The organism is Duganella sp. Root336D2 (assembly GCF_001425005.1).
Taxonomy (GTDB): Bacteria; Pseudomonadota; Gammaproteobacteria; order Burkholderiales; family Burkholderiaceae_D; genus Rugamonas.
The window spans coordinates 39,181-63,582 of the sequence record NZ_LMDB01000012.1 but is presented as its reverse complement, the minus strand read 5'-3'; the positions used below and the strand labels follow the sequence as shown (position 1 = coordinate 63,582).

29 protein-coding genes are annotated in these 24,402 nt (G+C 61.7%); 10 read left to right on the top strand and 19 right to left on the bottom strand.

The features are described from left to right. Window positions 1-10: 10 nt before the first annotated feature. From paaI to paaA, 8 genes are all read right to left on the bottom strand, one after another. On the bottom strand, window positions 11-457 hold the full coding sequence (gene paaI / locus ASD07_RS10395; RefSeq protein ID WP_055929079.1) for a hydroxyphenylacetyl-CoA thioesterase PaaI: 447 nt from the start codon (window positions 455-457) through the stop codon (window positions 11-13). Further along, window positions 450-2,003, bottom strand: a complete 1,554-nt coding sequence (gene paaH / locus ASD07_RS10390) for a 3-hydroxyacyl-CoA dehydrogenase PaaH (RefSeq protein WP_055929077.1) — start codon at window positions 2,001-2,003, stop codon at window positions 450-452. Before paaH ends, paaI begins: the two co-directional genes overlap by 8 nt. A 2-nt stretch (window positions 2,004-2,005) precedes the next feature. Continuing rightward, entirely contained in the window at window positions 2,006-2,797 is a 792-nt protein-coding gene (gene paaG / locus ASD07_RS10385) for a 2-(1,2-epoxy-1,2-dihydrophenyl)acetyl-CoA isomerase PaaG (RefSeq protein ID WP_055929074.1), read from the bottom strand. A 65-nt stretch (window positions 2,798-2,862) separates the two neighbouring features. Further along, on the bottom strand, window positions 2,863-3,939 hold the full coding sequence (paaE, locus tag ASD07_RS10380) for a 1,2-phenylacetyl-CoA epoxidase subunit PaaE (RefSeq protein ID WP_055929071.1): 1,077 nt from the start codon (window positions 3,937-3,939) through the stop codon (window positions 2,863-2,865). Window positions 3,940-3,943: 4 nt separating this feature from the next. Further along, window positions 3,944-4,489 carry a 1,2-phenylacetyl-CoA epoxidase subunit PaaD gene (gene paaD / locus ASD07_RS10375; protein ID WP_055929068.1) on the bottom strand — a complete coding sequence of 182 codons (546 nt, stop codon included), beginning with the start codon at window positions 4,487-4,489 and terminating at the stop codon, window positions 3,944-3,946. Further along, the gene (gene paaC, locus ASD07_RS10370) at window positions 4,489-5,241 is read right to left on the bottom strand and encodes a 1,2-phenylacetyl-CoA epoxidase subunit PaaC (protein ID WP_055929065.1); all 753 of its coding nucleotides are present in this window, start codon (window positions 5,239-5,241) and stop codon (window positions 4,489-4,491) included. The genes paaD and paaC overlap by 1 nt, the downstream gene beginning before the upstream one ends. Before the next feature lie 10 nt (window positions 5,242-5,251). Next, window positions 5,252-5,536 (bottom strand): 1,2-phenylacetyl-CoA epoxidase subunit PaaB, encoded by a 285-nt coding sequence (paaB, locus tag ASD07_RS10365; RefSeq protein ID WP_055929062.1) that lies wholly within the window; start codon window positions 5,534-5,536, stop codon window positions 5,252-5,254. 11 nt (window positions 5,537-5,547) lie between these two features. After that, window positions 5,548-6,537, bottom strand: coding sequence for a 1,2-phenylacetyl-CoA epoxidase subunit PaaA (gene paaA / locus ASD07_RS10360; protein ID WP_055929059.1), 990 nt, complete (start codon window positions 6,535-6,537; stop codon window positions 5,548-5,550). Window positions 6,538-6,659: 122 nt separating this feature from the next. Here paaA and paaX point away from each other — a divergent pair, with 122 nt between their 5' ends. Together paaX and ASD07_RS10350 are read left to right on the top strand one after the other, a co-directional pair. After that, a complete protein-coding gene (paaX, locus tag ASD07_RS10355; RefSeq protein ID WP_055929057.1) occupies window positions 6,660-7,583 on the top strand; it encodes a phenylacetic acid degradation operon negative regulatory protein PaaX in 924 nt (307 codons plus the stop codon). Window positions 7,584-7,763: 180 nt separating this feature from the next. Further along, on the top strand, window positions 7,764-8,891 hold the full coding sequence (locus ASD07_RS10350) for a M14-type cytosolic carboxypeptidase (RefSeq protein WP_055929054.1): 1,128 nt from the start codon (window positions 7,764-7,766) through the stop codon (window positions 8,889-8,891). Window positions 8,892-8,894: 3 nt separating this feature from the next. Here the strand turns inward: ASD07_RS10350 and ASD07_RS10345 are convergent, their stop codons facing one another. Beyond that, window positions 8,895-9,629, bottom strand: coding sequence for a helix-turn-helix transcriptional regulator (locus ASD07_RS10345; protein ID WP_055929051.1), 735 nt, complete (start codon window positions 9,627-9,629; stop codon window positions 8,895-8,897). A 132-nt stretch (window positions 9,630-9,761) separates the two neighbouring features. On the opposite strand from ASD07_RS10345, the gene ASD07_RS10340 reads away from it, so the two are divergent. Next, window positions 9,762-10,160, top strand: coding sequence for a hypothetical protein (locus tag ASD07_RS10340; protein WP_055929046.1), 399 nt, complete (start codon window positions 9,762-9,764; stop codon window positions 10,158-10,160). A 3-nt stretch (window positions 10,161-10,163) separates the two neighbouring features. After that, window positions 10,164-10,943 (top strand): DUF2145 domain-containing protein, encoded by a 780-nt coding sequence (locus tag ASD07_RS10335; protein ID WP_055929043.1) that lies wholly within the window; start codon window positions 10,164-10,166, stop codon window positions 10,941-10,943. Here the strand turns inward: ASD07_RS10335 and ASD07_RS30765 are convergent, their stop codons facing one another. Further along, complete coding sequence (locus tag ASD07_RS30765) at window positions 10,944-11,117, bottom strand: hypothetical protein (RefSeq protein ID WP_156397962.1); 174 nt, start codon at window positions 11,115-11,117, stop codon at window positions 10,944-10,946. Window positions 11,118-11,216: 99 nt separating this feature from the next. Between ASD07_RS30765 and ASD07_RS10330 the strand changes: the two genes are divergently transcribed. Then, on the top strand, window positions 11,217-12,266 hold the full coding sequence (locus tag ASD07_RS10330) for a hypothetical protein (protein WP_055929040.1): 1,050 nt from the start codon (window positions 11,217-11,219) through the stop codon (window positions 12,264-12,266). Here the strand turns inward: ASD07_RS10330 and ASD07_RS10325 are convergent. From ASD07_RS10325 to ASD07_RS10315, 3 genes are read right to left on the bottom strand one after another with little or no spacing between them, the layout of a single operon-like run. Further along, window positions 12,205-12,762 carry a PH domain-containing protein gene (locus ASD07_RS10325; RefSeq protein ID WP_055929037.1) on the bottom strand — a complete coding sequence of 186 codons (558 nt, stop codon included), beginning with the start codon at window positions 12,760-12,762 and terminating at the stop codon, window positions 12,205-12,207. The genes ASD07_RS10330 and ASD07_RS10325 overlap by 62 nt on opposite strands. A 45-nt stretch (window positions 12,763-12,807) precedes the next feature. Beyond that, window positions 12,808-13,386, bottom strand: a complete 579-nt coding sequence (locus ASD07_RS10320; protein WP_055929033.1) for a DUF4241 domain-containing protein — start codon at window positions 13,384-13,386, stop codon at window positions 12,808-12,810. Between the two features lie 12 nt (window positions 13,387-13,398). Further along, window positions 13,399-14,229 (bottom strand): type 1 glutamine amidotransferase domain-containing protein, encoded by an 831-nt coding sequence (locus ASD07_RS10315; protein ID WP_055929030.1) that lies wholly within the window; start codon window positions 14,227-14,229, stop codon window positions 13,399-13,401. Window positions 14,230-14,327: 98 nt separating this feature from the next. On the opposite strand from ASD07_RS10315, the gene ASD07_RS10310 reads away from it, so the two are divergent. Next, window positions 14,328-15,227 carry a LysR family transcriptional regulator gene (locus ASD07_RS10310; RefSeq protein ID WP_055929027.1) on the top strand — a complete coding sequence of 300 codons (900 nt, stop codon included), beginning with the start codon at window positions 14,328-14,330 and terminating at the stop codon, window positions 15,225-15,227. A 190-nt stretch (window positions 15,228-15,417) separates the two neighbouring features. On the opposite strand, the gene ASD07_RS31670 is transcribed toward ASD07_RS10310, so the two are convergent. After that, window positions 15,418-15,660 (bottom strand): hypothetical protein, encoded by a 243-nt coding sequence (locus ASD07_RS31670; RefSeq protein WP_055929024.1) that lies wholly within the window; start codon window positions 15,658-15,660, stop codon window positions 15,418-15,420. Between the two features lie 89 nt (window positions 15,661-15,749). Here ASD07_RS31670 and ASD07_RS10300 point away from each other — a divergent pair, with 89 nt between their 5' ends. Continuing rightward, window positions 15,750-17,150 (top strand): PLP-dependent aminotransferase family protein, encoded by a 1,401-nt coding sequence (locus ASD07_RS10300; protein WP_200953786.1) that lies wholly within the window; start codon window positions 15,750-15,752, stop codon window positions 17,148-17,150. A gap of 765 nt (window positions 17,151-17,915) precedes the next feature. Here ASD07_RS10300 and ASD07_RS10295 read toward each other — a convergent pair. Together ASD07_RS10295 and pmbA are read right to left on the bottom strand one after the other, a co-directional pair. Next, the gene (locus ASD07_RS10295; protein WP_055929021.1) at window positions 17,916-19,007 is read right to left on the bottom strand and encodes a TRAP transporter substrate-binding protein; all 1,092 of its coding nucleotides are present in this window, start codon (window positions 19,005-19,007) and stop codon (window positions 17,916-17,918) included. Between the two features lie 51 nt (window positions 19,008-19,058). Then, window positions 19,059-20,411 carry a metalloprotease PmbA gene (gene pmbA / locus ASD07_RS10290; protein WP_055929018.1) on the bottom strand — a complete coding sequence of 451 codons (1,353 nt, stop codon included), beginning with the start codon at window positions 20,409-20,411 and terminating at the stop codon, window positions 19,059-19,061. Between the two features lie 94 nt (window positions 20,412-20,505). Here pmbA and yjgA point away from each other — a divergent pair, with 94 nt between their 5' ends. From yjgA to ASD07_RS10275, 3 genes are read left to right on the top strand one after another with little or no spacing between them, the layout of a single operon-like run. Further along, window positions 20,506-21,114, top strand: a complete 609-nt coding sequence (gene yjgA / locus ASD07_RS10285) for a ribosome biogenesis factor YjgA (RefSeq protein WP_055929016.1) — start codon at window positions 20,506-20,508, stop codon at window positions 21,112-21,114. Continuing rightward, window positions 21,107-21,715: a molybdopterin adenylyltransferase gene (gene mog / locus ASD07_RS10280; RefSeq protein ID WP_055929013.1), complete on the top strand. Its 609-nt coding sequence runs from the start codon at window positions 21,107-21,109 to the stop codon at window positions 21,713-21,715. Before yjgA ends, mog begins: the two co-directional genes overlap by 8 nt. Further along, window positions 21,712-22,380: an alpha/beta hydrolase gene (locus tag ASD07_RS10275; protein ID WP_055929009.1), complete on the top strand. Its 669-nt coding sequence runs from the start codon at window positions 21,712-21,714 to the stop codon at window positions 22,378-22,380. Before mog ends, ASD07_RS10275 begins: the two co-directional genes overlap by 4 nt. A 102-nt stretch (window positions 22,381-22,482) precedes the next feature. Here the strand turns inward: ASD07_RS10275 and ASD07_RS10270 are convergent, their stop codons facing one another. Genes ASD07_RS10270 through ASD07_RS10260 form a run of 3 tightly spaced genes read right to left on the bottom strand, consistent with a single transcriptional unit; the run spans window position 22,483 to window position 24,273 of the window. Next, window positions 22,483-23,037, bottom strand: coding sequence for a nucleotidyltransferase family protein (locus tag ASD07_RS10270; RefSeq protein ID WP_055929007.1), 555 nt, complete (start codon window positions 23,035-23,037; stop codon window positions 22,483-22,485). Continuing rightward, window positions 23,038-23,484: a MarR family winged helix-turn-helix transcriptional regulator gene (locus ASD07_RS10265; RefSeq protein ID WP_055929004.1), complete on the bottom strand. Its 447-nt coding sequence runs from the start codon at window positions 23,482-23,484 to the stop codon at window positions 23,038-23,040. 33 nt (window positions 23,485-23,517) lie between these two features. Next, on the bottom strand, window positions 23,518-24,273 hold the full coding sequence (locus tag ASD07_RS10260) for an alpha/beta fold hydrolase (RefSeq protein ID WP_200953785.1): 756 nt from the start codon (window positions 24,271-24,273) through the stop codon (window positions 23,518-23,520). Window positions 24,274-24,402 lie beyond the last annotated feature (129 nt).

The following is a 24,402-nucleotide window of genomic DNA, read 5'->3' as shown; positions in this document are numbered from 1 at the left end:
CCTCCATCAACTAGCTACGGGTTGGAACCACCTCTCCGGACACGCGGTGAGATTTTCCGCGGAAGGTGGCGATCATCTTGCCCTCCTGGTTGCAGACGGTGACATCGTAGATGCCGGTCTTGCCCACCAGCGTGCGCTCAACCGCCTCCGCCGTGAGCAAGTCATCCATCCGCCCCGGGGCGAGGTAGTCGATCGTGCAGCCCGCGCCAACCGTCGTGTGGTTATGGCTGTTGCACGCGAATGCGAAAGCACTATCGGCCAACGCAAAGATAAAACCGCCATGGCAAGTCTGGTGCCCGTTCAGCATATCGCTCCGCACCGGCATGGTCATGCGCGCATATCCGGGACGGATTTCTACCAACTTCATACCCAGGGCCTGGCTGGCGGCGTCGCGCGCGAACATTGCCGCGCCGGCCGCTTCGGCCAGGGCCTGCGGGTGCATCTTGGGGTTATGCATGGATCCTGGCTCCGCTTTGCTCACGGCGGCGCAACAGCGGCGACACGCGGTAGCGGTCTTCGCCGTAGCTGCTTGCCAGGTTCTCCAGCACTGTCACAATATGCTTGACGCCCACCATGTCCGCCCAGGCCAGCGGGCCGCGCGGATAGTTGACACCCTTTTGCATCGCCACGTCGGCCGCCTGTGCACTGCACACGCCCTGGTTGACAGCGTCGGCGGCTTCGTTGGCCAGCATGGCGACCGTACGCATCACGGCCAGCCCCGGCACATCGTCCAGGCGGGTAACGGTGAAGCCGGCGGCCTGGAACATGCCGATGGCAGAATCCATGGCGCGCGGGTTGCATTGGTCGCTGCAAGCGATGGCGATGCGCGGCGACGCATTGAAGTCGAACACCAGGTCATACACCACCATGTCATCGTGCTTGTCGTCGCGTGCGCGCCGGGTGGCGGAGCGCCCATCGGTCAGGTAGATGGCGGCGCCGTTACAGTGGAAGGCCGGTGCTTCCGACGAACGGTGGCCTTCAGCGGAATTGCGCTTGGTTACGCTGATGCCGCGCGCCTTCAGGCGTTCGATCAGCATCGTCGCGATGGCGGTATGATCGCCCGGCTCGAAACTGTAGCCGATGTATTCGGGCAGCGGCTGCGGCGCTTCAGAGCACGGCTGCGGTGCGACCGCGCCTTCGCCGTAGTCGTAAAAGCCGCGACCGGATTTACGGCCGAGGAAGCCGGCATTCACCATCTCCAGCTGCATCACGGACGGGGTAAAGCGCGGATCATTGTAATAGGCACGGAAGACGGATTCGGTGACGGAGTAATTCACGTCGTGGCCGATCAGGTCCATCAGTTCGAATGGCCCCATGCGGAAACCGCCGCCCTCGCGCATTACGGCGTCGATCGTAGCGGCATCGGAGGCCTGCTCGTTCAGCAGGCGCCAGCCTTCAGCATAGTAAGGGCGCGCCACGCGGTTGACGATAAAGCCGGGCGTGGACTTGGCATGCACCGGGTTCTTGCCCCAAGCGATAGAAGTGTCATATACAGTCCCGGCGACAGCGGCATCGGTCGCCAGGCCGCTGATCACCTCCACCAGCGCCATCAGCGGCACGGGGTTGAAGAAGTGCATGCCGACCAGGCGCTGCGGCTTGCGCAGTTTGGCGGCAATGGCGGTAACGGAGATCGAGGAGGTATTGGTGGCGAGGATGGCGTCGTCGCCGACGATGGCTTCCAGCTCAGCGAACAGGCTGCGCTTGACGTCCAGGTTTTCAACGATGGCTTCGACTACCAGCCTGGCGTCGGCCACTTCGGCCAAGCCGGCAACGCCATGCAGGCGGCTGCGGGCGGCATCTGCATCGGCGCCGGACATCCTGCCTTTTTCAACCAGCTTGCCGTACACCTTGCCGATATCGGCAATCGCCTTGTCGACCGCTTCCGCACGGGTATCGAACAGCTTGACCGTATAGCCGGAAGCCGCAGCGACCTGCGCGATGCCGGAACCCATTGCCCCGCTGCCGATCACGGCAACAACACTGCCTTTCGCCAGAGCCGCCATGCTTATTCCCCCTTGAAGTTTGGAGCGCGCTTGTTGATGAAGGCGTCCACGCCCTCGCGGTAATCATGGCTGTAGCCAAGCTCGCGCATCATTTCACCTTCCAGCTTCAGCTGGTCGGCCAGGGTGTTGCCGTAGCTGGCTTGCAGCGCGTGCTTGGTGAACGCCAGGCCCTTGGTTGGTGCGGTGGCGAAGTGCTTGGCCATGGCCATGGTTTCGTTCATCAGTTCTTCATCGGGAACCGCTTTCCAGATCAGGCCCCATTGTTCGGCGCGTTCCGCGGAGAGCTTTTCGCCCAGCATGGCGAGGCCGGTGGCGCGGGCGTGGCCGATCAGGCGCGGCAAGTGCCAGGTGCCGCCAGTGTCGGGGATCAGGCCCAGTTTGCAGAAAGCTTCGATGAAGCTGGCGGATTTGGCGGCCAGCACGATGTCGCAGGCCAGGGCCAGGTTGGCGCCAGCGCCGGCGGCGACGCCGTTCACGGCGCAGATGACCGGCATTGGCAGTTCGCGCAGCGCCAGCACCAGCGGGGCATAGAATTTTTCGACGGATTCGCCCAGGTCCACGCAGGCGCCGCCCGGTGCGACTGCGCGGTCGCCCAGGTCCTGGCCGGCGCAGAAGCCGCGGCCGGCGCCGGTCAGCACCAGCACGCGCACGGACTTGTCGGCGCGCAGCTGCCCGAGCGCTTCGCGCACTTCCAGGTGCATGGCCTGCGTGAAGCTGTTCAACTTGTCGGGACGGTTCAGGGTCAGGGTTGCGACGCCTGCTTCGATTTCAAATTTGATGTTTTGGTAGGTCACTCTTGTCTCCTTTTGAACCGGTAACCCGGTGTCTGACCCGCAGGGTCAGACACTGCAGTGCCGGATTATTCAGCCTGGTCGAAATCGACAACCACTTTATCAGTGACCGGGAAAGCCTGGCAGCTCAACACGAACCCACGTGCAATCTCGTAGTCTTCCAGCGCATAGTTGACGTCCATATCCACTTTTCCTTCCACCATCTTGCAGCGGCAGGTGGAGCATACGCCGCCTTTGCAGGAATAGCGCATGTCCAGCCCCGCGCGCAGGCCGGCATCGAGGATCGATTCCTTGTCCTTCTCCATGGTGAACGAAGCCGCATTGCCGTCCATGATCACGGTAACTTCGGTCAGGTGCGGCGCCGCGTCGGCCTGCACGCGCGGCTTGTGCTGGTGCTTTGGAATGCTGGCCGCGAACAGCTCGATCTTGATATTCGGCTTCGGCATGCCCGCTTCCTGCAGCGCGGCGGAAACGCCAAGCATCATGTCTTCCGGGCCGCAGATAAATGCGGTGTCGTAATCCTTGATATCGATCCAGTGCTGCAGGAACTGCTCGGTTTTCTCCTTGGTGATGCGGCCGTTGAACAGCTCAATATCCTGCTGCTCGCGCGACATCACGTAGACGATGTTCAAGCGTTCGAGATAAGCATCCTTCAGCTCCATCAGCTCCGTCTTGAAGATGACCGACGACGAAGCGCGGTTACCGTAGAACAGGGTAAAGCGGCTGGTCGGCTCCGTCAGCAGGGTGGTCTTGATGATCGACAGGATAGGCGTGATGCCGCTGCCGGCAGCGAATGCCAGGTAATTTTTGCTCTGGCCGGCATCCAGCGGCACATTGAAATGGCCCATTGGCGGCATCACTTCAATAGTGGCGCCAGGTTTGAGCGACTCGTTGGCCCAGGTCGAGAACATGCCGCCCGGGGTCCGCTTGATCGCCACGCGCAAGGACCCGTCCTGCACGGCGGAGCAAATCGAGTAGGAGCGGCGCACGTCTTCGTTATCGATATTCGTGCGCAGGGTCAGGTGCTGGCCTTGCTGGTATTTGAAGCTTTCCTGCAGTTCGGCAGGCACGGCGAAGGTGACGGCGATACAGTCGCGGGTCTCCTGCTGCACCTTGGCGACGGACAGTGGATAGAATTTGCTCATGGTGTCAGTGGCACTTGAAGTAGTCAAAGGGCTCGCGGCAATCGAGGCACTTGTACAGCGCCTTGCAGGGCGTGGAGCCGAACTGGCTGGTGATTTCGGTGTGGCTGGAGCCGCAGTGCGGGCAGATCACTGTCGGCGCAGGCACCGCGCCGCGCGCAATACCGGCCTTCAGCGGATCGAGCGGCGCGACAGCGGGACGCGGGGTGCGCAGGCCGCTGATATCGACCACCTTCTGCGCCGGCGGGGCGATGCCGTAGCCCTTCAGCTTGGCCTTGCCGGAATCGCTCATCCAGTCCGTGGTCCAGGCGGGCGACAGGCGGGTGATGATGTCGACCTGCCTGATACCCGCATCGTGCAGCGCGCCTTGTACCGCATCGGCGATGACTTGCATGGCCGGGCAGCCGGAATACGTCGGCGTGATCGTGACCGCGCAAGACGATGTCCCGGTAACCTGGACATCGCGCACGATGCCAAGATCGACCACGGAGATCACAGGGATTTCCGGATCGGAGACCTGCTCCAGCAACGACCAGACACGCGCTGCGTCCATCACCACTCCGAACCAGGGTAAGCGCGCTGCAGGAACTGCATCTCGGCCAACAAGTAGCCCAGGTGCTCGGAGTGGCGGCCTTGCTTGCCGCCTTTCTGCATCCACGCATCGGCTGGCGGCATGGTGAGCGTCGCTTCGCCGAGGATATCGGACACGTGCGACAGCCACTGTTCGCGCAGCATCGACGCCGCTGGCGCAACGCCTTCCGCCACCATGGCCTCATCCACCGCGTCGTAGTTGAATACCTCGCCGCTATACATCCACAGTTCATCGACGGCAGTCTGCGTGAACTGATGCGAGACATCGGTGCCGTCGCCCAAGCGCACAATCAGGTCGCCGCTGCGGCGCAGGTGATAGGTCACCTCCTTCAGCGATTTTTCGGCGATTTCCGCAATGCGCGCATCGCTGCACTTGGTCAGCGCCCCGATCAGGAAGTAATGCCAGGTATCGAAGAAGAACTGGCGCACCAGAGTGTGGGCGTAGTTGCCGTTCGGCTGTTCAACCAGCAGCACGTTCTTGTAGTCTTGCGCATCGCGCAGGTAAGCCAGCTTGTCCTCGTCGCGGCCAGCGCCCTCCAGTTCGGAGGCGTAGGTGTACCACATGCGGGTCTGGCCCAGCAGGTCCAGCGACACATTCGACAGCGCCATATCCTCTTCCAGCGCCGGACCCTTGCCGCACAATTCGCACAGGCGCTGGCTCAGCACCATGGCGTTATCGCCCAGGCGCAGCAGGTAATTGACCTTGTTATCCATGTCGGGAGCCTTACAGGTTCTTCACTTCTTCCGGCATCGGGAAGAAGGTCGGGTGGCGATACACCTTGCTGTTGGATGGCTCGAACAGCGGGCCCTTGTCGGCCGGCGCGCTGGCGACGATATCGGCGGCGCGCACCACCCAGATGCTGACGCCTTCATTGCGGCGCGTGTAGACATCGCGCGCGTTGTTGATTGCCATCTCCGCATCCGGAGCATGCAGGCTGCCCACATGCTTGTGCGCCAGGCCATGCTGGCTGCGAATGAAGACTTCCCACAGTGGCCATTCTTTGCTCATCTTGTCTCCTCTCAGGCCGCAGCCTGCTCCTTATTGTGTTTGTCGGCGTAGGCAACCAGCGCGTCGCGGAACCACTCGCCATCATCGTAGGCTTTGACGCGGGTGCGCAGGCGCTCGCGGTTGCAAGGGCCGTTGCCCTTCAAGACCTGGTGGAATTCATCCCAATCGATTTCGCCGAAATCGTAGGAGCCGCGCTCCTCGTTCCACTTCAGGTCCGGGTCGGGCACCGTCAGGCCCAGGAACTCGGCCTGCGGCACGGTCTGGTCGACCATGCGCTGGCGCAGTTCATCGTTGGAGAACAGCTTGATGCGCCACGCGCTCGATTGCGCGCTGTTGACGGAAGCAGCGTCGGACGGGCCGAACATCATCAGCGACGGCCACCACCAGCGGTTCAGCGCATCCTGCGCCATCGCCTTCTGTTCCGGCGTGCCTTTAGCCAGCGACATCATGATGTCGTAGCCCTGGCGCGCGTGAAAGGACTCCTCCTTGCAGACGCGGATCATGGCGCGCGAGTACGGGCCGTACGAGCAGCGGCACAGCGGGATCTGGTTGATGATGGCCGAGCCATCCACCAGCCAGCCGATGGCGCCCATGTCGGCCCAGCTCAGGGTCGGGTAGTTGAAAATGGACGAGTACTTTGCTTTGCCGCTGTGCAGGGCCGCCAGCAGTTCGTCACGCGATACGCCCAGGGTTTCGGCCGCGCTGTACAGGTAGAGGCCATGGCCCGCTTCGTCCTGGATCTTGGCCAGCAAAATCGATTTGCGCTTCAGCGTCGGCGCACGGGTCACCCAGTTACCTTCAGGCAACTGACCGACGATTTCAGAGTGGGCGTGCTGGGAAATCTGGCGGATCAAGGTCTTGCGGTAAGCCTCCGGCATCCAATCCTTAGGCTCGATCTTGATGCCGGCGTCGATGCGCGCCTGGAATTCGCGCTCCTGCGCGTCCATATCTTCTGCGGTCTGGACCTTTTTCAGGCCAGTTTCCACCATTTGTGCGTACATAAGCAGGGCCTCCTGGTTCGGGATAGACTCATAATACGATACAAAAACTGCTTTGCAAACGAATTTTATGTGTCATTTAAAAAATCTGTATCCAGATCAATGACAGGGTATAAACTCGGTCTATGCAAAAAAACCAGAAAATCAATGGCTGGATTGAAGAAATCCTGGCCAGCGACCCGCCGCGCTCCAAATCGCTGGTGATGACCATCTTCGGCGACGCCATCGTCCCGCATGGCGGCATGGTGTGGACTGGCAGCCTGATCGAATTGCTGGCTCCCTTTGGCGTCAATGACCGCCTGCTGCGCACCTCCGTTTTCCGCCTGGCGCAGGAAGGCTGGCTGGGCGCCCAGCGCGACGGCCGCCGCAGCAGCTACGCGATCACGCCCGACGCCATGCGCCGCTTCAGCCGCGCCTTCCGCCGCATCTACGCGCCGCTGAACGTGCACTGGAACGGCCAGTGGACCCTGGTGCTGGCCGCCGACGGCCTCGATGCCCCCGCGCGCAGCCAGTTGCGCAAGGAGCTGCTGTGGGAAGGCTACAGCGTGATTGCCCCTGGCATTGCGGGCCATCCCGCCGGCGATATGGAAGCACTGGAAGCGCTGCTGTCGCGCCTCGGCCTGCTGCAAAAAGTGTATGTGGTGCAGGCCAGCGAAGTACCCGGCCTGCACGCACGGCCGCTGGGCGAGATGGTGGCAGAGGGCTGGGACCTGAGCGAGGTGGCCGCCGGCTACCAGAAGTTCGTGGCCGCCTTCGGCGCCCTGCCTGGCCTGCTGGCCGAGGCAGGCGAGATCGACCCCGAGCAAGCATTCGTGCTGCGCACCCTGCTGATCCACGCCTACCGCCGCGTGCAACTGCACGACCCGCAGCTGCCGATCGAACTGCTGCCCGAACCCTGGCCCGGCGCCCGCGCCTACGACTTGGCCAGCCAGCTCTACCGCCAACTCACAATCCCCGCCGAACAGCACATCCTCACCGCCCTGCGCCGCGAAGACCCCAGCGCCCCGCAACCCGAAACCAGCTTCCACCAGCGCTTCGGCAGCCTATAGCAGAGCCCGTGTCACACCTTGGGGTCACACCCCAGGTGTGACACGGACACATCCGCAGTCACGGTCGCGCTCGTGTCACACTTAGGGTGTGACCCCATGGTGTGACACGGGCGCGGCTGTAGGGGCTGGTGTATCATGTCGGGCTTCGCGCGTAGCGCTTCATTTCCGACAGGACACACAATGTCTATCAAGATCAGCAGCCAGTTCGATGCCGGCGCCATCGATGTGGTCAGCGTTACCACCGCTGGCGACATCGACGTCAATATCCGCAAGGACTCCCACGCGGATATCATCCAGTGGTTCTATTTCCGTGTGCAGGGCGCGCAGGCGGTGCCGCTGTCCATCCGTTTCCTGAACGCTGGCAAGGCTGCTTATGCTGAGGGCTGGAAGGGCTACAACGCTGTAGCTTCTTACGACCGTGATCACTGGTTCCGCGTCCCGACCTCCTTCGATGGCGAAGTGATGACCATCGAGCACGCGCCGGAACATGACTCGGTCTACTACGCCTACTTCGAGCCGTATTCGTGGGAGCGCCACCTGTCCCTGCTGGATTCCGCACAAATGCACCCGCTGGCCGAACTGGTCGACCTGGGCAGCTCGGTCGAAGGCCGCGACATGAACATGCTGGTCATCGGCGACCAGCAAGCCGAGAAAAAGGTGTGGGTCATCGCGCGCCAGCACCCGGGCGAGACCATGGCTGAATGGTTTGTGGAAGGGATGGTCGAAGCCCTGCTCGACGCGTCCAACCCGTACGCCCGCCAGTGCCTGCAGGATGCCTGCTTCTACATCGTGCCGAACATGAACCCGGACGGCTCCGTGCGCGGCAACCTGCGCACCAACGCTGCCGGCGCGAACCTGAACCGCGAGTGGAACGAGCCGACCATGGAACGTTCGCCGGAAGTCTTCCTGGTCCGCGAGAAGATGAAGGAAATCGGCTGCGACCTGTTCCTGGACGTGCACGGCGACGAAGGCCTGCCTTACGTCTTCGTGGCCGGCAGCGACGCCCTGCCGACTTTCACCAAGGAGCACAAGGCCGCGCAGGACAAGTTCATCGCCGACTTCAAGCTGGCGTCGCCGGACTTCCAATCCGAGCATGGCTATCCTGACTCGCCATACACTCCGGAAGTGCTGACCATGGGTTCGCCGCACATCTCCCACCTGTTCGGCTGCCTGTCGCTGACCCTGGAACTGCCGTTCAAGGACAATGCCAACGATCCGGACGAACTGGTTGGCTGGAACGGCGCCCGTTCCGCCAAGCTGGGTGCGGACGTGCTGCAGCCGGTGCTGCGCACCCTGCGCAACTTCTAAGCCTTATCCGCGCAGCAGCGCCCGGAATGCCTTCGGTATCCACGGGCGTGCTGCCAGCATGATGGTCACGGCGCGGCGCTGTTCCCACGGCAGCCGCGCATCATCCTGGTGCTGCAGCGAGAATTCGTCTGCCACCTGCTTCAAACGATCCAGCAAGAGACGCGTCGATTGCTGCGACAGCATCACGCTCACCAGCCGCTGCACCTCATGATGGCCGTCGAAGCGGCTGTCGAAATAGTCGCTGTACGCCTCGTCGCGGAAGAAGCCCTGGATCGGGCCATTCGGCAGCCAGCTGAAGGTGCGCGACACCAGCAGCTTGACCTTGTTGTTCGGCTTCAGCATCAGGAAGCCGATCTTGTCCAGCCTTAGCAGGCAGGCCGTCGCTTCGGCGGCGCTGATCTTGTAGTTGGCCACCACTTCCTCGATCGGAACCTGGTTCAGCGCCAGCACGGCTACCACCAGCAGCTTGGTATCGCTGATGATTTCCTTTTCCTGCGCGTAGGTGAGCTGCGAGACCAGGTGCGGCGTGTCGGCGCTGGCTTGCGCCAGTTCGGCGAAGTCCATTTCAAGCACGGCCAGTACCTGCTCCAGCCGGTCAAGCGTGAAATTGCGGGCTGCGAACATGCGTTTGATGCTGGGTTCGGAGAGGCCGATCTTCTGCCCGAGGACAGCGTAGGTGATGCCGCGCGCCTTGAGTTGGCGTTTGAGCGCGTCGACCAGGCGGATAACGTTGGACATGCTTGAAATTCCTGCAATAAGTATCGAATAATGATACCACCAGCACGGGTTGGCGCTACAGTGCGCACCGGCGATTGCCGCGGACCGGTGGCCGCAGCAAGATGGCCACTCCTTTAACCTGTGGAGCAAAAAATGAAACGCACCCTGATCGCCGCACTGCTTGCTGCCGCTTGCGCCAGCAGCCAGGCGGCGGATGGTTCGCAAACTTTGAGCAAGGGTGTTGGCGCCTTGTCCGGCGTCGTCGTGGCGGGTTCCGTGCTGACCGTATTTGCGGGCGGTTCGTTGGTGGTGGAATCCGTCGAGGTGATCGGCGACGGCATGGTCGTCGTGCTGAAGGCCGTTGGCGATGGCAGCAAGGCCACCGTGGAATTCAGCGGCAAGGCGCTGGAAGGCGTCTCCGTGGTTGCCGGCACCGCGGTCAGCGCCGTGGCCATGTCGGCCGGCCATGCGCTGGTAGTATCGGGCAAGGTGATCGCTTTCATCCCGAACGAACTGGGCAAGGCCCTGCTGCACCATAGCCGCGTGAGCTGAATCATGAAACGCATGCTTCTTGCATTCTCGCTGGCCTGTGCGATGGCCGGCGCGGCCCACGCAGGCCAGCACTGTGAAAACAAGCCGTTGTCGGTGAACGAAGTGGAACGTTCGCTGGACCTGGCCCAGCGCAGCATGAAAAAGCTCGATGACAGCGGCGCCCAGGTTGCGATCATCGCCCGCGCCGGACAGGACCTGTCGAAGTTCGGCCTGCGCTACTCCCACGTCGGCCTGGCGTGGCGCGACCATCCGGCGGGCCGCTGGGTGGTGGTCCAGCTGCTGAACGATTGCGGCACGGCGAATTCGGCGCTGTACAACGACGGCCTGGGTAACTTCTTCCTTAGCGGCCTGTATCAATACAAGTCGCAACTGATCCTGCCGTCGCCCGAGGTGCAGGAACGGCTGGCGCAGGTACTGGCTTCACGTACGCCGGTGCGCATGCATGAACCGAAATACAGCATGCTGTCTTATGCCTGGTCGACGCGCTACCAGAATTCCAACCAATGGGCGCTGGAGACGCTGGCCGCCGCCAGTGCCGCCCCGGGCAAAGTGGAAACCCGCGCCGAGGCGCAGAAGTGGCTGAACGACGCGGGCTTTCGCCCCTCCGGGATCGATATCGGCCTCGGTTCGCGCGTTGGAGCGCGCCTGTTCCGCGCCAACGTCGCCTTTGACGACCACCCGACCGGACCGCGCATCCGCGGCCACTTCGACACCATCACGGTGGATGAGATCGAGAAGTTCGTGCGCAGCTACGATCGCGGCGCGCGTGTGATCGAACTGTGATTACTTACGGTTGAGCTTACGAACGCGCGTCACGTGCTTGCGGCGCAGCCGTTCAAGCTCGCGCGCCTGCGGGTAGCCCGGCTGGCCTGGCGCGCGCAGGTGCGGTGGGAGATTGGGCGCCTCCGGCTCGAAATACAGCGCTGGCAGGCGCTCGATTTGGCGTTTGCTGGTCATGCTTCATGTTAGGCCCGGACCCCGGAAGTTGCCAGTTTTGTGCTGGCGCAAAGACGGTGCTGCGATCTGCGCCGATCATGGGCCTTTATGGAGGCGAACATGAAGCTATTTTCCCCCCTGTTGGCTTGCGCCTTGCTCGTCGGCTGCACGGCGCTGCCCTACCGCCCGGCACAATCGGACGGCGCCTTCCCTGGCCTGGTGGACTTTGCCGCCACCGCGCCTGGGCAAAGCGTCGATGTACTACTGGTACATGGCATGTGCACCCACGACGTCCGCTGGGCTGATGAAACGGTAGCGCAATTGGGCGATGCGCTCAATGCCCAACCGCTGCGCGCAGCAGGCGCGGCGCCAGCTGCTGATATGGATGGCATAGAAATAGTCGAGCGCACCATCAAGCTGCGCCAGGGCCAGTTGCGCATCAAGGCCCTGGTCTGGTCGCCGCTGACGACGCCCCTCAAGCGTCAGCTGGACTATGACCTCAGCGCGCACCTGAGGGCCACGCGCGCGAAGCTGAACGCGCAGGCAAAAGACAAGCTGCTGGACGATTGCATCCCGGACGCCCTGATCTACCAGGGCATAGCGCGCGACGCCATCCAGCAGCACATGGCGCAGGCGATCCTGCGTGCGACCGGAGATGGGCCGCCGGACGCGCCGCTGCTGGTGCTATCGTCCAGCCTTGGCAGCAAGATCCTGTTCGATACCCTGCTGCGTATGGACAGCGCCGCGCAAGGCACCATTGACCGCATGGCCTACCTGGTGATGGCTGCCAACCAGATCCCCCTGCTCGCGCTAGCCGACCAGCAGGTGCCAGCTACCGCGCCGGGCATGTCGGAGACCGTCGCCCGTCCGCTGGACAGCCTGCACGCAGTCTTGCGCAAACGCCGTGCAGGCGTCACGCCGCGCAGCACCAACACCGGTAGCATAAGCCTGGTAGCGTTCAGCGACCCGAATGACCTGCTGACCTATACGCTGGAAAGAGAACGCTATGCGGGCTTCGGGGTGAATGTAGTGAATGTACTGGTATCAAATGCGGCCACCTGGTTTGGCTTGTTGGAGCGCCCCGATCACGCGCACACCAACTACCTGCTCAACCCAGACGTTGCCCGAATGGTCGCGTGTGGTGAGCCGCGGAGTGCGCGTTGCGAATGATCGCGTAGACCTTGCGCGCTTCAGCGATGGTGTCGAAGCGCGGCAGTTCTTCAACGCCAGGCCAGGAGGCCAGTCCGCTGAACATATTGCCTGCCGGTGAAACGCCAAAGGCAATGGTGCCCTCGCCCTTGCCGTTCTCCGTCAGCGAAAACTCGCCCATTGCGCGCAAGTTCAGGCTTTTCATCCTGCGCTTGAAAACTCCGGAGCGGATGATGATGCGTTCATTGGTGACCGCGTAGTCGGTATAAGCGCGTTGCCAAGCTTCGACCGCAAAGCGGCCTGCAGCCATGTACAGCCCCACCAGCACGAAAGGTATGCCCCACAGGCGAAATACCAGCGGCGCATCGGAGCTGAAGACGGAGTATTCCCAGAACAGGGCAAAGCCGCCCCACATCAAGCTGAATGGGACCATCAACAAATCGGAAGCGCGCAGCATCAGACCCTGGCGCGGGGCGCCGCTCCATAAGACGCGTTCATTGATCGACAAATTGTCCATGCCGCCATCTTACCCGGCAGTAGCGCCTTTAATTCTGGCAGATTGTCACTTCCAGAAGAACAGTAAGCGTTTCCACCAGCTTCGACCGCTTGGCGCTGCATCGTGAATGGCGGGAACTACAGCGAAGTCGCTTACCAGGCTGGCTACGCGGCCATCCGCGCCGTAGCCAAAGTAGGAGGCATACGGGCCGCCATTAGCGGCGGCAAATGAGATGGCGCTTTCCGGCCCGGCTTGCGGGTCCATGAAGCAGGCGGCGCCCGACTCCACGCCGTAGCCGAAGATATCGCCCGGCTTGAGCGTGCGGGCGTCTTGCGTGGCGACCAATGCGGGATACCAGTGTGCGACCGGCGTGTCGGCTAGCTGCACGCTGGCATAGGCAAGGCGCTCGTCGCCATTTTCAAACCGTGCAATCAGCAGCGTGACGGGATATTCTCCATTCGGCACGCATTGCGTGAAGGGCTGCGGTCCCTCTTCGGCCGCTGCATCGCCGGCGGCAATCCTGCCGGAGGTGACTGACAGTCGGCCGGTTTCGACCAGCGAGAATTGAACAGAGGTCTCTTCAAACGTAAAGCGCTCCGCAGCAAAGGCGGAGCGCAGTCCTTCGGGATTGGGCGCATAACTCATGCACCAATCATATTACTTTTGAAGGCGTGCCAGCAATTCCTTGCCTACCAGCGGTGCCGAAGCAGGATTCTGGCCGGTGATCAGTTCACGGTCGATCACCATATTGCCCTGCCAGTTGGCGGCCTTGGAGAACTGCAGGCCGGCCTTCTGCAACGCGGTCTGCGGGTAGAACTTCATTTCGCCGCCGCCCAGCTGTCCTTTGGAGGCCTCCTCTTCATCGTTGGTGAAGACAGTGACCTTGTAGCCGGAGTAGATCCATTTCGGCTGGGTTGGCGTGGCGCCTTGCGCCAGCTTCATGGTGAAGCCCTTGGCATCCGGCATGGCCGACAGCAGTGCGATCGGGCCGTGGCATACCAGTGCGGTCGGCTTGCCATCATGGTGGAAGGCGGCCAGCACCTTGCCCAACGCGGGACTGGCCAGCAAGTCCTGCATCGGCGCGTGGCCGCCGGGTACATAGACCGCATCGTATTTGCCGTAGCCCTGCTGCTCAACGCGCGCCAGGCTCACTACCGGTGAATTGGTGCTGTCAGTCAGTCGCAGTTGTTCCAGCAGCTTGTGGTGCGCGTCCAGTGCGGCCTGGTCGCCGCCAAAGAACATCGGGTTGACCGAGCCTTTGTCCAGCGTCGGCGCCTTGCCGTTCGGGGTGGCGAATGTGATGGTGTGCCCGGCGTCCAGCAGCATTTTCACCGGCTGCATCAGTTCATTCAGGTAAAAGCCGGTCTGGAAGGTCTTGCCGGCCTTCAGGTCCAGCGTGGCTTCGTCGGACAGCACGACCAGCACGTTGCCGGCGCTGGCGTTCATTGCGGCGGCGGCGAGGGCGATGGCGGTAAGGTTCTTGATCATGGTTTGCTCCTTGTGGAAGTTGATGGTGCTACTTTATTCAAGCCTTAAACGGCGATAAACTACCGCCAGACCAAACCATTTTTCCCTTAAAGGCAATAATGAGCCGTAAGTACGACCACCTGAGCGACGTCGAAACCTTCGTCACCGTCGTCGAGCGCGGCTCACTGACAGCGGCTGCCGTCGCCATGTCGACCACGCCCTCGGTCATCAGCCGCGCGCTGGCCAGGCTGGAAGCGCGCCTCGGCACCCAGCTCCTGCGCCGGACCACGCGCAGTCTTGGCCTGACCGATGCCGGCCGCCTGTACCTGGAACAGACGCGCGCCGCGCTGTCCCTGATCGACGACGCCGAGCGCGCCGTGCAGGCTGACGGCGGCGAAGTTACCGGACGCCTTCGCATCAGCGCCCCCACCACGTTCGGCCATTACCGGCTGCCGGCCCTGCTGCGACAGTTTGCCGAGCGCTATCCGGCGGTGCGCGTGGAACTGAACATCACCAACCGCAACGTCGACCTGGCGGCGGAGAACTTCGACTTCGCCATCCGCCAGGGCGTCCTGAAAGACAGCGGCATGATCGCCCGCAAGCTGGAAGACGCACAGCTTGTGCTGGTGTGCTCGCCGGAGTATGTGCAGCGGCGCGGCTTACCACGCGACATTGATGCGCTGTCGACGCATGACTGCCTGACCTTCCTGCTACCCAGCACGGGACGCTCCTTCCCCTGGCAATTCATGCGCGCCGGCGAAGAGCTGGACTGGCCGCCTGAATCGGCGCTGCAGGTGACGGATGATGCTTTGGGAACGGTAACGCTGGCGGAGGCTGGCCTCGGCATATGCCAGACCTTCCGCTTCATCGCACAGGATCGTCTTGAACGCGGCGTACTGGTGGAAGTGCTACCCGAATTGAAGGGCCGCAGCCGGCCCTTCTCCTTGATCTACACGCCGCAGCGCCGGATGACGGCTGCGGCGCGTGCCTTTATTACCTGCGTCCTCGCGCCGGCATAGGTGGGAGAATATGATCCTGACTCACACGTGCATGGATTGCCTATCGTGGTGCCACATGGGCCTTTGAAGGAGAAATGGGGGCAGGTGATGGCATGGCCGAGGGGTTGTATAACCTCTCGTGCAAGGAAGGCCTCACAAAAGAACGAGCAGATCGCCTCCAGGCTGCGTCACGGAATAGGGATCCTGACCATCATGATATGTTCAAGTCCAAACCGAGCATCCTGCTTAGGACAACGGTGACGAATCCCAAGCCCAGAAGCGATAGCATGAAAACTGCGGCCACCTTGCCGCTCGCGCGTAGCACCGCGCGCCGCTCCTTCCCCGTCTCTTTCTCCTTCTTCCCTTGATCGTAATGCCACTTGACGGCGTAGAACATGCCCGTGCCAAGCACGAGAAATTTGAACGTAACTAAAACTACAGGGATCCAATCCATCTTTTTGAGTATTTCCAGGCCATTTAATTGGTATTGCTACATGCTCTAACGCATACTACTTGAAAGCAATTTCCATACATTGAGACAAAATGTCCCAGGTAAAAACCATACAAGATGAAAATTTGCCAAACTGGTTGCCGCAGTTGACCGCGCAAGGCGGGCCACGCTTCTTGCAGATTGCGGATGCGTTGCAGGCAGCGGTAGCGGAAGGATCGCTGAAACCGGGTGAGCGCCTACCTCCGCAGCGCCGGTTGGCGGCACAGCTGGACGTCGACCTGACGACGGTCACGCGCGCATACGACGAGGCGCGGCGCCGCAACTTGTTGGAAGGCCGCGGCGCTCGCGGCACATATGTTGCGGCACCGAAAGTCGAATTGACCTCGATCCTCGACCTGAGCATGAATACCCCGCCACCGCCCGATGGCGCGGACTTCGGCGACATGTTGAAGCAAGGTTTGTCCCAAGTCCTGATACGGGCAGATAGCGACTTGTTGATGACTTACCACCTGGCCGGAGGAAGCGAATCCGACCGTCAGGCTGCAGCCAAATGGCTCGAACCAATGTTTGAACGCCTGGATTCGCGACAGCTTGTTGTCGGTCCCGGAGCGCAGGCGGCAATCGCCGCATTGATCCTCGCGCTGACGGGGCCTGGTGACGTTATCCTGGCAGAGCCAATGAATTATCCCGGCTTGCGTGCCGCAGCGTACCAATTCGGTCGACGCCTCATTACGGTGGAGGCGGACAAGCACGGAATGGTGCCAGGGATGCTTGAGGCAGCGTGCCGCAAGCACAAGCCTAAGCTGGTCTACCTCAATCCGACCTTACAGAACCCGACCGCCATCACGATGCCGGAAAGCCGGCGCAGGGAGCTCGCCAGCATCGCGAAGCGCTGCAAGCTACGCATCGTCGAGGATGATCCATACTGGCTCCTTGCCGATGCCCCGCCACCACCTATTGCCACGCTTGCCCCCGAACAGGTGTACTACATCTCGACCCTGTCGAAATGCCTGACGCCCGGCTTGCGTGTCGCCTTCGTGCTAATACGCGACCCGCAAGAACGCGAACGTTTCCTGGTCGCGCTAAGATCATTTGCGCTGATGGCCGCACCCCTGACGGCCGCACTGGCCACCCAGTGGATATTCGACGGTTCGGCCGACGCGTTGATGGCCGGCGTGCGCAAAGAGGCGCGCCTGCGCCACCGGATTGCTCGGGATATTCTTGCAGGGCGCTACAGCGGCGCCGGAGACGGCCTGCATGTCTGGCTCGAGTTGCCGGCGTATTGGAACTCCTTGCAGCTTGCGCGTGCAGCCGACAGCGAGGGTATCGCAGTCACGCCGGCGGAGGCATTCGCAGCTGGCAGCGGTTCCGCGAATGCGATTCGGATCTGTTTGGGGAGCATTAAGGACCGTGGACGACTGCAGGCGGGACTTCAACGTCTGTCTCACCTGCTTGCACGGCGCCCCGAGTCGTTCAGCGCTGCCGTGGTTTAACTGCCCAGGAAACACTGTACGTCATCCGGAAATCTTCTTGATTCGGTCGTAAGAAAACATTGGTGCAACATGGCTGGCGATCGGTAGTTCGTGCCGATTGGAGCGAACGAGGCGATCTTCTTTATAATTTGGCAAACGCGTTTCCAGATCAGTGGAAAGAAGTCCATTGGCGCGAATTTACGCACGCGGGCGGGGAGGCCCAGTTGTTTAGGCCTATAGGATTGCACGAGAAGCTATTTGTCTGCTCCGCAGTGGATCCGCTTCAGCACCCAAGATGGCCGGCATTTACAATATAGGCATGTCATCCAAGCCCCCAATTTTTCCCGGCCCTCGTACCATGCGCGGTGCTGTACTAGCGGTACTACTATCCAACGCGGACCAAACCGGTAGTGAGCCGCTGCGAGGACGGGTAACACTAGCTGCCATCGTAAAAGCCCTGAAACGCAAATACCACTGGCCAATTGAAACCATCAGTTTCCCCTCCACTGCCGCTGATGGCCGCGCGACCTGGGCTACTGTTTACAGTTTGCCTCCGGAAGTCATCGATGCTGCTATGGATGCACGAGGCCACGACTGGCTCAAGAGCACTGGGTATGCTCCAGTTGTGTCTTCAATCGGCAGCTAGAAAGTAAATGTTTGTTGGCCATCCGACGCCACTGGCGGCCAATGGCACTCCCCATGACTGGCTGATTGCGCGTAACGGGGCGTTAGCGGACGCTGTTCACACGCCGCAGCGCCTCAGGGCGGCTGCGGCGCGTACCTTGCCTACTTGTTTCCTCGGCCAGCCTTGATCAGGAAGTTCTGCATGGTGGATTCCGCCACCGACGCCCACTGGTTCTGGTCGTTGCGGAAGCGCTTCCACGGTTCGTAGATCTTGGCGAACTTGGCATTCTTCGCCGCTTCTTCCGCCATCAGCTCATTGGATGCCTTGTAAGCCGCTTCCATGATGTCGTTGGAGTAGTTGCGCAGCTTGACGCCGTTCTTCATCAGGCGGCCCAGCGCGGTCGGGTTCTTGAAGTCGTACTCGGCCTGCATCACCACGTGGGCTTCGTAGGAAGCGCATTCCAGCGCGGCCTGGTATTCCTTCGGCAGCTTTTCCCACTCCTTGATGTTCACGTACAGCGTGAACGATGCGCCCGGCTCCCACCAGCCCGGGTAGTAGTAGTAAGGGGCGACCTTGTAGAAGCCCAGCTTCTCGTCGTCGTATGGGCCAACCCATTCCGCCGCATCGATGGTGCCTTTTTCCAGTGCGGGATAGATGTCGCCGCCAGCCAGCTGCTGCGGCACCGCGCCCAGGCGCTCCATCACCTTGCCGGCCAGGCCGGCGATGCGCATCTTGGTGCCTTTCAGGTCGGCCACGGATTTGACTTCCTTGCGGAACCAGCCGCCCATCTGGGTGCCCGAGTTGCCGGCGATGAAGTTCATCACGCCATAGTCTTTGTAAAAGGCGCGCAGCAGCTCCTTGCCGCCGCCCTGGTCATACCAGGCGGTGTGCTGGCGCGAGGTCAGGCCGAACGGCACCGCGCAGTCGAGGGAGAACGTCGCATCCTTGCCGTAGTAGTAGTACGAAGCGCTATGGCCGCATTCCACCGTACCCGCTTGCACCGCGTCCAGCACCTGCAGGCCGGGCACGATTTCACCGGCGGCGAATACGCGGATATTGAATTTGCCACCAGTCAGCTGCGCGACGCGTTTGGTGAACGTGTCGGCAGCGCCGTAAATGGTGTCGAGGGATTTGGGGAAGCTGGATGCCAGGCGCCAGGTGATGGCAGGCGATTCGGCTGCGATAGCCGGTGCGGCGATAACTCCTGCGCCCGCACCTGCTGCGGCCTTCTTGATAAAGGAACGACGTTCCATACGTACTGTCTCCTTATGAGGGTTTTATCTCGGGACAGTGTATGGAAATATTTAGTTCCCGGCAACCACCATCTTTTCGATCAGGATCGAGCCGGTTTGCTTGGTCCCGCGCACCAGGGTATCAGTGCCGATGCCGACGATGTCCTTGAACATATCCTTCATATTGCCGGCGATGGTGATTTCCTCCACCGGGTACTGGATCACACCATTCTCCACCCAGTAACCGGACGCGCCGCGGCTGTAATCGCCGGTGACATAGTTGGTGCCCTGGCCCATCAACTCAGTGACCAGCAGGCCGGTGCCCATCTTGCGCAGCATGCCGGCGAAGTCGTCGTCCTTCCTGGTCTGCGAAGAGCTGATGGTGAGGTTGTGCGAGCCGCCGGCATTGCCGGTGGTCTTCATGCCCAGCTTGCGCGCCGAGTAGGTCGACAGGAAGTAGCCCTGCAGCACGCCATTCTTGACCACCTCGCGCTTTTGGGTACGCACGCCTTCTTCGTCGAAAGGAGCGGAGCCGATGGCGCCCACCACATGCGGGTCTTCCTTGACCTGGATATGCGACGGGAAGATGTCCTTGCCCAGCGAGTCGACCAGGAAGGACGATTTGCGGTACAGCGCGCCACCCGAAGTCGCCTGGACAAAGGCGCCCAGCAGGCCGGCAGCCAGAGGCGCCTCGAACAGCACCGGGCAGGTGCGGGTGGCCAGCTTGCGCGCATTCAGGCGCGCCAGCGAACGTTCCGCGGCATAGCGGCCGACAGCTTCGGCGCTGGCCATTTTCTTTGGATCGCGCACCGAGGTATACCAGTCGTCGCGCTGCATCTTGGCGCCCTTGCCGGCGATCGGGGTCACCGACAGCGTGTGGCGCGAGTAAGGATAACCGCCGATGAAACCGCGCGAGTTGGCCGACACGAAATGCGACTGCTGCACGTGCACGCCGGCGCCTTCGCTATTGGTCACGCGCGGGTCGACCGCGAAGGCCGCTGCTTCGGCGCGCTGCGCCAGGGCCACGGCTTCTTCCGTGGAAATCGTCCATGGATAGAACAGTTGCAGGTCTTGCGGGTTCTTTTCCAGCAGCTCTTCTTCCGCCAGGCCGGCGCAATCGTCTTCCGCCGTGAAGCGGGCGATGTTGTAGGCCGCTTCCACGGTCGCCTTCAGCGAGGACTGCGAGAAATCGGAAGTGCTGGCGTTGCCGCGTTTCTGGCCGATGAACACCGTAACGCCGATGCCCTTGTCGCGGTTTTGCTCGATCGTCTCGATCTTGCTCTTGCGGACCGAGACCGAAAGACCGCTGCCTTCGCTGATTTCGACGGCAGCGTCGCTACCGCCCTGCTGGCGCGCGTACTGCAAAACGTCGCGTGCCAGCTGTTTCAGCTGGTCCTGGGAATAGGAGAAGGCGGATTCGCTCATGGGGTCTTTTTGGGGGGCTGGGCGTTAAAACAGTTATCATAGCAGCCGTTTACCGTTTTTACAGGTAGGGTGTGTAACCCCTGCCGTCCATATCATGCCAAATCCAAACCGTGGCTCGGTGGGCTTCCAGTCCAGCGAGTTCGAACAAGAATACGAACGCCCATCCAAAACCGAGCTGAAACGCCTGTCCGACGCCCTGCAGGCGCTGGGCAAGGAACTCGTTGAAGCACCGCGCGACCGCGTCAAGCGCGTACCGATGCCGGAAGATGTGCGAGATGTTATTTTGGAATGCCAAAATATCAACAACCATGAAGGCCGCCGCCGCCAGATGCAATTCATCGGCAAGAAGATGCGCACCCTGTCCGAAGAGGAAGTGGCTGCCATCAAGCGCACCATCGAGGGCTGGAAAGGCGCCTCCAAAGCCGATACCGCCGCCTTGCACGCGTTGGAACGCCGCCGCGACAAGCTGCTGGCCGACGACAAGGCACTGACCGTGCTGCTGGCAGAAGCGCCGCACCTGGACGTGCAGCACCTGCGCACCCTGATCCGCAACGCCCGCAAGGAACAGGCCGAGAACAAGCCGCCGAAAGCCTACCGCGAGATCTTCCAGATCCTGAAGGACCTGGACAAGTCGGCAGCCAAGGCTCCGTCCCCAGGCGAGGAAGTTGACGTCGACGCGCCTGAAGGCGAAGAAGATGAGTGACGAGACGCTCGTCGTCGGCCTGGTATCGATTTCCGACCGCGCCAGCGGCGGTGTGTACCAGGACCAGGGCATTCCGGCGCTGGAAGAGTGGCTGCGCAGTGCGCTGACCACTCCGCTGCGCTTCGAAACGCGCCTGATTCCCGACGAGCGAGCACAGATCGAATCGACCCTGGTGGACCTGGTCGACCAGGTGCGCTGCCACCTGGTGCTGACCACCGGCGGCACCGGCCCGGCGCGCCGCGACGTGACGCCGGAAGCCACGCTGGCCATCGGCACCAAGGAAATGCCGGGCTTCGGCGAGCAGATGCGCCAGGTCAGCCTGGCCTTCGTGCCGACCGCCATCCTGTCGCGCCAGGTCGCCGTGATCCGCGAAACCGCGGACCACGCAGCCCTGGTGATCAACCTGCCGGGCCAGCCGAAAGCCATCAAGGAAACGCTGGAAGGCCTGAAAGATGCCGATGGCAAGCAATTAATTGGCGGCGTGTTTGCAGCCGTCCCTTACTGCATCGACCTGATCGGCGGCCCTTACGCTGAAACCAACGACGCCGTGTGCAAGGCATTCCGCCCCAAATCCGCCATTCGCAAGAAGGACAACGCATGACCCACCTGCTGGATTCCATCGTCATCGACAGCAAGCCCAATCCTGGAGTCTCCGTGATCTGGATGCACGGACTGGGCGACAGCGGTGAAGGCTGGGCGCCGATCGTCAATGAACTGAACCTGAGCGACCTGCCGGGCATCCGCTTCATCTTCCCGCATGCGAACACGATGCCGGTGACGATCAATGGCGGCTACGTCATGCGCTCGTGGTACGACATCGTGCATACCGACCTGGGTCGCCAGGAAGATGAAAAAGGCCTGCGCGAGTCGCAGATCCTGGTCGACGCGCTGATCGAACGCGAAATCGCGCGCGGAATTCCGGCGAACCGCATCGTGCTGGGCGGCTTCTCGCAAGGCTGTGCAATGACATTGCAGGCCGGCCTGCGCTATCCGCAAAAGCTGGCTGGCCTGATGTGCCTCTCCGGCTATGTGCCGCTGGCCGACAAGGTAGCCGCCGAACGCCAGGCTGCCAACCAGGAGACGCCGATCTTCATGGTGCACGGCCGCATGGACCCTGTGATCCCGATCGAGCGCGCGGTCGCATCGCGCGACCTGCTGGCAACGCTGGGCTACCAGATCGAATGGCATGATTACCCGATGCAGCACTCGGCTTGCGCCGAAGAACTTGCGCATATCTCGGCATGGCTGAAGAAAGTGCTCGCCTAAAACAGCATCCCACACGCGCCAGCCGGGCCTTGTGCGCCGGGCTGGCCGCGTGCCTTCCCACCGTTGGAACCCCGGTTGCAGACATGCTGGAATGGATTAACGTCAAGGCCGGTTGCCGGCCACGCGCAGCCATGGCCAGCGTGCGCTATACGATGCTGCTTTCTGTTCGAACAGGTCGAGATAGGGCGTCAACGGGTTAGAACTCAGTACGCCCTCGTAGAGTATTTCGAGACCGTTTGGCGCGTAAATCGCTTCCGGGCAAATGCCGACGCAAGTGGCCGGCATCAGGAAACGGTCGATCCCATCGCTCGCGCTTTGCAGCGGCGGGTATGGATGGCCAAAGTAGGACTCGTACCATGTATGAACCCGGGCCTGGTTTGCAACTTCGATAGGAACGCCCAGGTCGGACAATATTTCGTCGGCACGTGCCTGTACATCCTGCTCGCCTTTCTTGCTAAGATCGGCTGGATCGAAGTAGAACAGGTCATAGTCCTTGATATCGGCCTCGGGCGCGCGCCCGGACTGAAGATTCCATACCGTCTGGAACAAGCAGCCGGCCACCAGCCAGCTGTCAGGAAGATTCAGGTCAGCCCATCGCTCGAGAATGGCGCGGTTGTTGCGGTTGGCCAGTACGTCGGTGCGAAAACGGTCGATCACTCAGCCGCCATCCCTGGCGCCGAGGTTGCTGCTCAATTTGTCGAGGCCTGCCGCCAGCCGTTCCACGTCGCCCGCCGTGATGGCGCAAGCCTCGGCAATCTGCTGGCTCACCTTCAAACCCGCGGCACGCAGCTTGCGGCCTTGATCGGTCAGCGTCAGCACGCGGTTGCGTTCATCATTCGGATCGCGGTCGCGCAGCAGGTAGCCTTCCGTCTCCAATCGTTTGACCAGCGGCGTGATCGAGCCCGGATCCTGCCGCAAACGCTCGGCCAGCCCCTTGATGCCCAAGCCCTCTTCCTCCCACAACACAACCATTACCAGATACTGGGGATAGGTCAGGTTGAGCGGGGCCAGGATGGGCTTGTAAAGCTGCGTCATCTTCAGCGAAGTCGAATACAGCTTGAAGCAGAGGTGCTGGTCCAGCGTAGGGGGCGTGCGTTTTTCCATGGCGCGTACTGTAGCACAGCCCCCTTTGGTGGATTAGCGTTTGACCGCAGCCAGGATCACCTTGGCCACAGCTTCCGGTTGCGATGCCATCGGCACGTGGCTGGTGGGCAGCGTGGTGGTGGTCGCATTGATCTTCGCAGCGAAGGATTTCTGCAGGCCTGGATCGATCATGCGGTCCTTGGAGGCGACGATGTAGTAGCTTGGTTTGGTCTTCCACGCCGCCACGTCGACCTTGTCGCCAAAGGCGCTGGCCTTGATCGGGCCCTGGGTGACGGTCATCAGACGGTGTTCGGCAGGCGTCAGGTCTTGCGCAAAGTTGACCGCCATCGATTCTGCGGACAAGTAGATAAAACCGTTGCTGTCAGGCTTCAGGGTCGCGATTCCCGGTGGCAGCGGGAAGTCCTTACCCAGTTCACCAACCACTTCGCCTTCCGACGGCGCGAAAGCCGCGACGTAGACCAGCGATTTCACCTTGTCGCTGGCGCCAGCCTGGGTGATCACGGCACCGCCCCAGGAGTGCCCCACCAGCACCACCTTGCCGCTTTGCGCATCGATCACGCGCTGGGCAAAGGCTACGTCGTCCGCCAGGGAAGTCAGCGGGTTCTGCACCGACACCACTTTCACACCTTGCTTCTGCAGGATCGGGATCACCTTGTTCCAGGCGGAACCGTCGGCGAAGGCGCCATGCACCAGCACGACAGTGGTGTCTTCGGCAGCGTGGGCAGGAACCAGGGCGGCGCCGGCAACCAGGGAAGCAGCGATCAGGGCGGATTTGATGGACGATTTCATGGCAAAGCTCCTTATGTTTAGTGTATTAATGATTAGCGCGCTCAGCGCATGGACTGAAATATAGCGCACTAATCGTTAGTGTGCAAATTATTTTACGGAACGACCGTTCGATGGAGCTTGGCGGGCCGC

Coding starts and splice junctions, on each gene's coding strand:
- paaI (WP_055929079.1), bottom strand. CDS start 457: ATGCATAACCCCAAGATGCACCCGCAGGCCCTGGCCGAAGCGGCCGGC.
- paaH (WP_055929077.1), bottom strand. CDS start 2,003: ATGGCGGCTCTGGCGAAAGGCAGTGTTGTTGCCGTGATCGGCAGCGGG.
- paaE (WP_055929071.1), bottom strand. CDS start 3,939: ATGAGCAAATTCTATCCACTGTCCGTCGCCAAGGTGCAGCAGGAGACC.
- paaD (WP_055929068.1), bottom strand. CDS start 4,489: ATGGACGCAGCGCGTGTCTGGTCGTTGCTGGAGCAGGTCTCCGATCCG.
- paaC (WP_055929065.1), bottom strand. CDS start 5,241: ATGGATAACAAGGTCAATTACCTGCTGCGCCTGGGCGATAACGCCATG.
- paaB (WP_055929062.1), bottom strand. CDS start 5,536: ATGAGCAAAGAATGGCCACTGTGGGAAGTCTTCATTCGCAGCCAGCAT.
- paaA (WP_055929059.1), bottom strand. CDS start 6,537: ATGTACGCACAAATGGTGGAAACTGGCCTGAAAAAGGTCCAGACCGCA.
- paaX (WP_055929057.1), top strand. CDS start 6,660: ATGCAAAAAAACCAGAAAATCAATGGCTGGATTGAAGAAATCCTGGCC.
- ASD07_RS10350 (WP_055929054.1), top strand. CDS start 7,764: ATGTCTATCAAGATCAGCAGCCAGTTCGATGCCGGCGCCATCGATGTG.
- ASD07_RS10345 (WP_055929051.1), bottom strand. CDS start 9,629: ATGTCCAACGTTATCCGCCTGGTCGACGCGCTCAAACGCCAACTCAAG.
- ASD07_RS10340 (WP_055929046.1), top strand. CDS start 9,762: ATGAAACGCACCCTGATCGCCGCACTGCTTGCTGCCGCTTGCGCCAGC.
- ASD07_RS10335 (WP_055929043.1), top strand. CDS start 10,164: ATGAAACGCATGCTTCTTGCATTCTCGCTGGCCTGTGCGATGGCCGGC.
- ASD07_RS30765 (WP_156397962.1), bottom strand. CDS start 11,117: ATGACCAGCAAACGCCAAATCGAGCGCCTGCCAGCGCTGTATTTCGAG.
- ASD07_RS10330 (WP_055929040.1), top strand. CDS start 11,217: ATGAAGCTATTTTCCCCCCTGTTGGCTTGCGCCTTGCTCGTCGGCTGC.
- ASD07_RS10325 (WP_055929037.1), bottom strand. CDS start 12,762: ATGGACAATTTGTCGATCAATGAACGCGTCTTATGGAGCGGCGCCCCG.
- ASD07_RS10320 (WP_055929033.1), bottom strand. CDS start 13,386: ATGAGTTATGCGCCCAATCCCGAAGGACTGCGCTCCGCCTTTGCTGCG.
- ASD07_RS10315 (WP_055929030.1), bottom strand. CDS start 14,229: ATGATCAAGAACCTTACCGCCATCGCCCTCGCCGCCGCCGCAATGAAC.
- ASD07_RS10310 (WP_055929027.1), top strand. CDS start 14,328: ATGAGCCGTAAGTACGACCACCTGAGCGACGTCGAAACCTTCGTCACC.
- ASD07_RS31670 (WP_055929024.1), bottom strand. CDS start 15,660: ATGGATTGGATCCCTGTAGTTTTAGTTACGTTCAAATTTCTCGTGCTT.
- ASD07_RS10300 (WP_200953786.1), top strand. CDS start 15,750: ATGTCCCAGGTAAAAACCATACAAGATGAAAATTTGCCAAACTGGTTG.
- ASD07_RS10295 (WP_055929021.1), bottom strand. CDS start 19,007: ATGGAACGTCGTTCCTTTATCAAGAAGGCCGCAGCAGGTGCGGGCGCA.
- pmbA (WP_055929018.1), bottom strand. CDS start 20,411: ATGAGCGAATCCGCCTTCTCCTATTCCCAGGACCAGCTGAAACAGCTG.
- yjgA (WP_055929016.1), top strand. CDS start 20,506: ATGCCAAATCCAAACCGTGGCTCGGTGGGCTTCCAGTCCAGCGAGTTC.
- mog (WP_055929013.1), top strand. CDS start 21,107: ATGAGTGACGAGACGCTCGTCGTCGGCCTGGTATCGATTTCCGACCGC.
- ASD07_RS10275 (WP_055929009.1), top strand. CDS start 21,712: ATGACCCACCTGCTGGATTCCATCGTCATCGACAGCAAGCCCAATCCT.
- ASD07_RS10265 (WP_055929004.1), bottom strand. CDS start 23,484: ATGGAAAAACGCACGCCCCCTACGCTGGACCAGCACCTCTGCTTCAAG.
- ASD07_RS10260 (WP_200953785.1), bottom strand. CDS start 24,273: ATGAAATCGTCCATCAAATCCGCCCTGATCGCTGCTTCCCTGGTTGCC.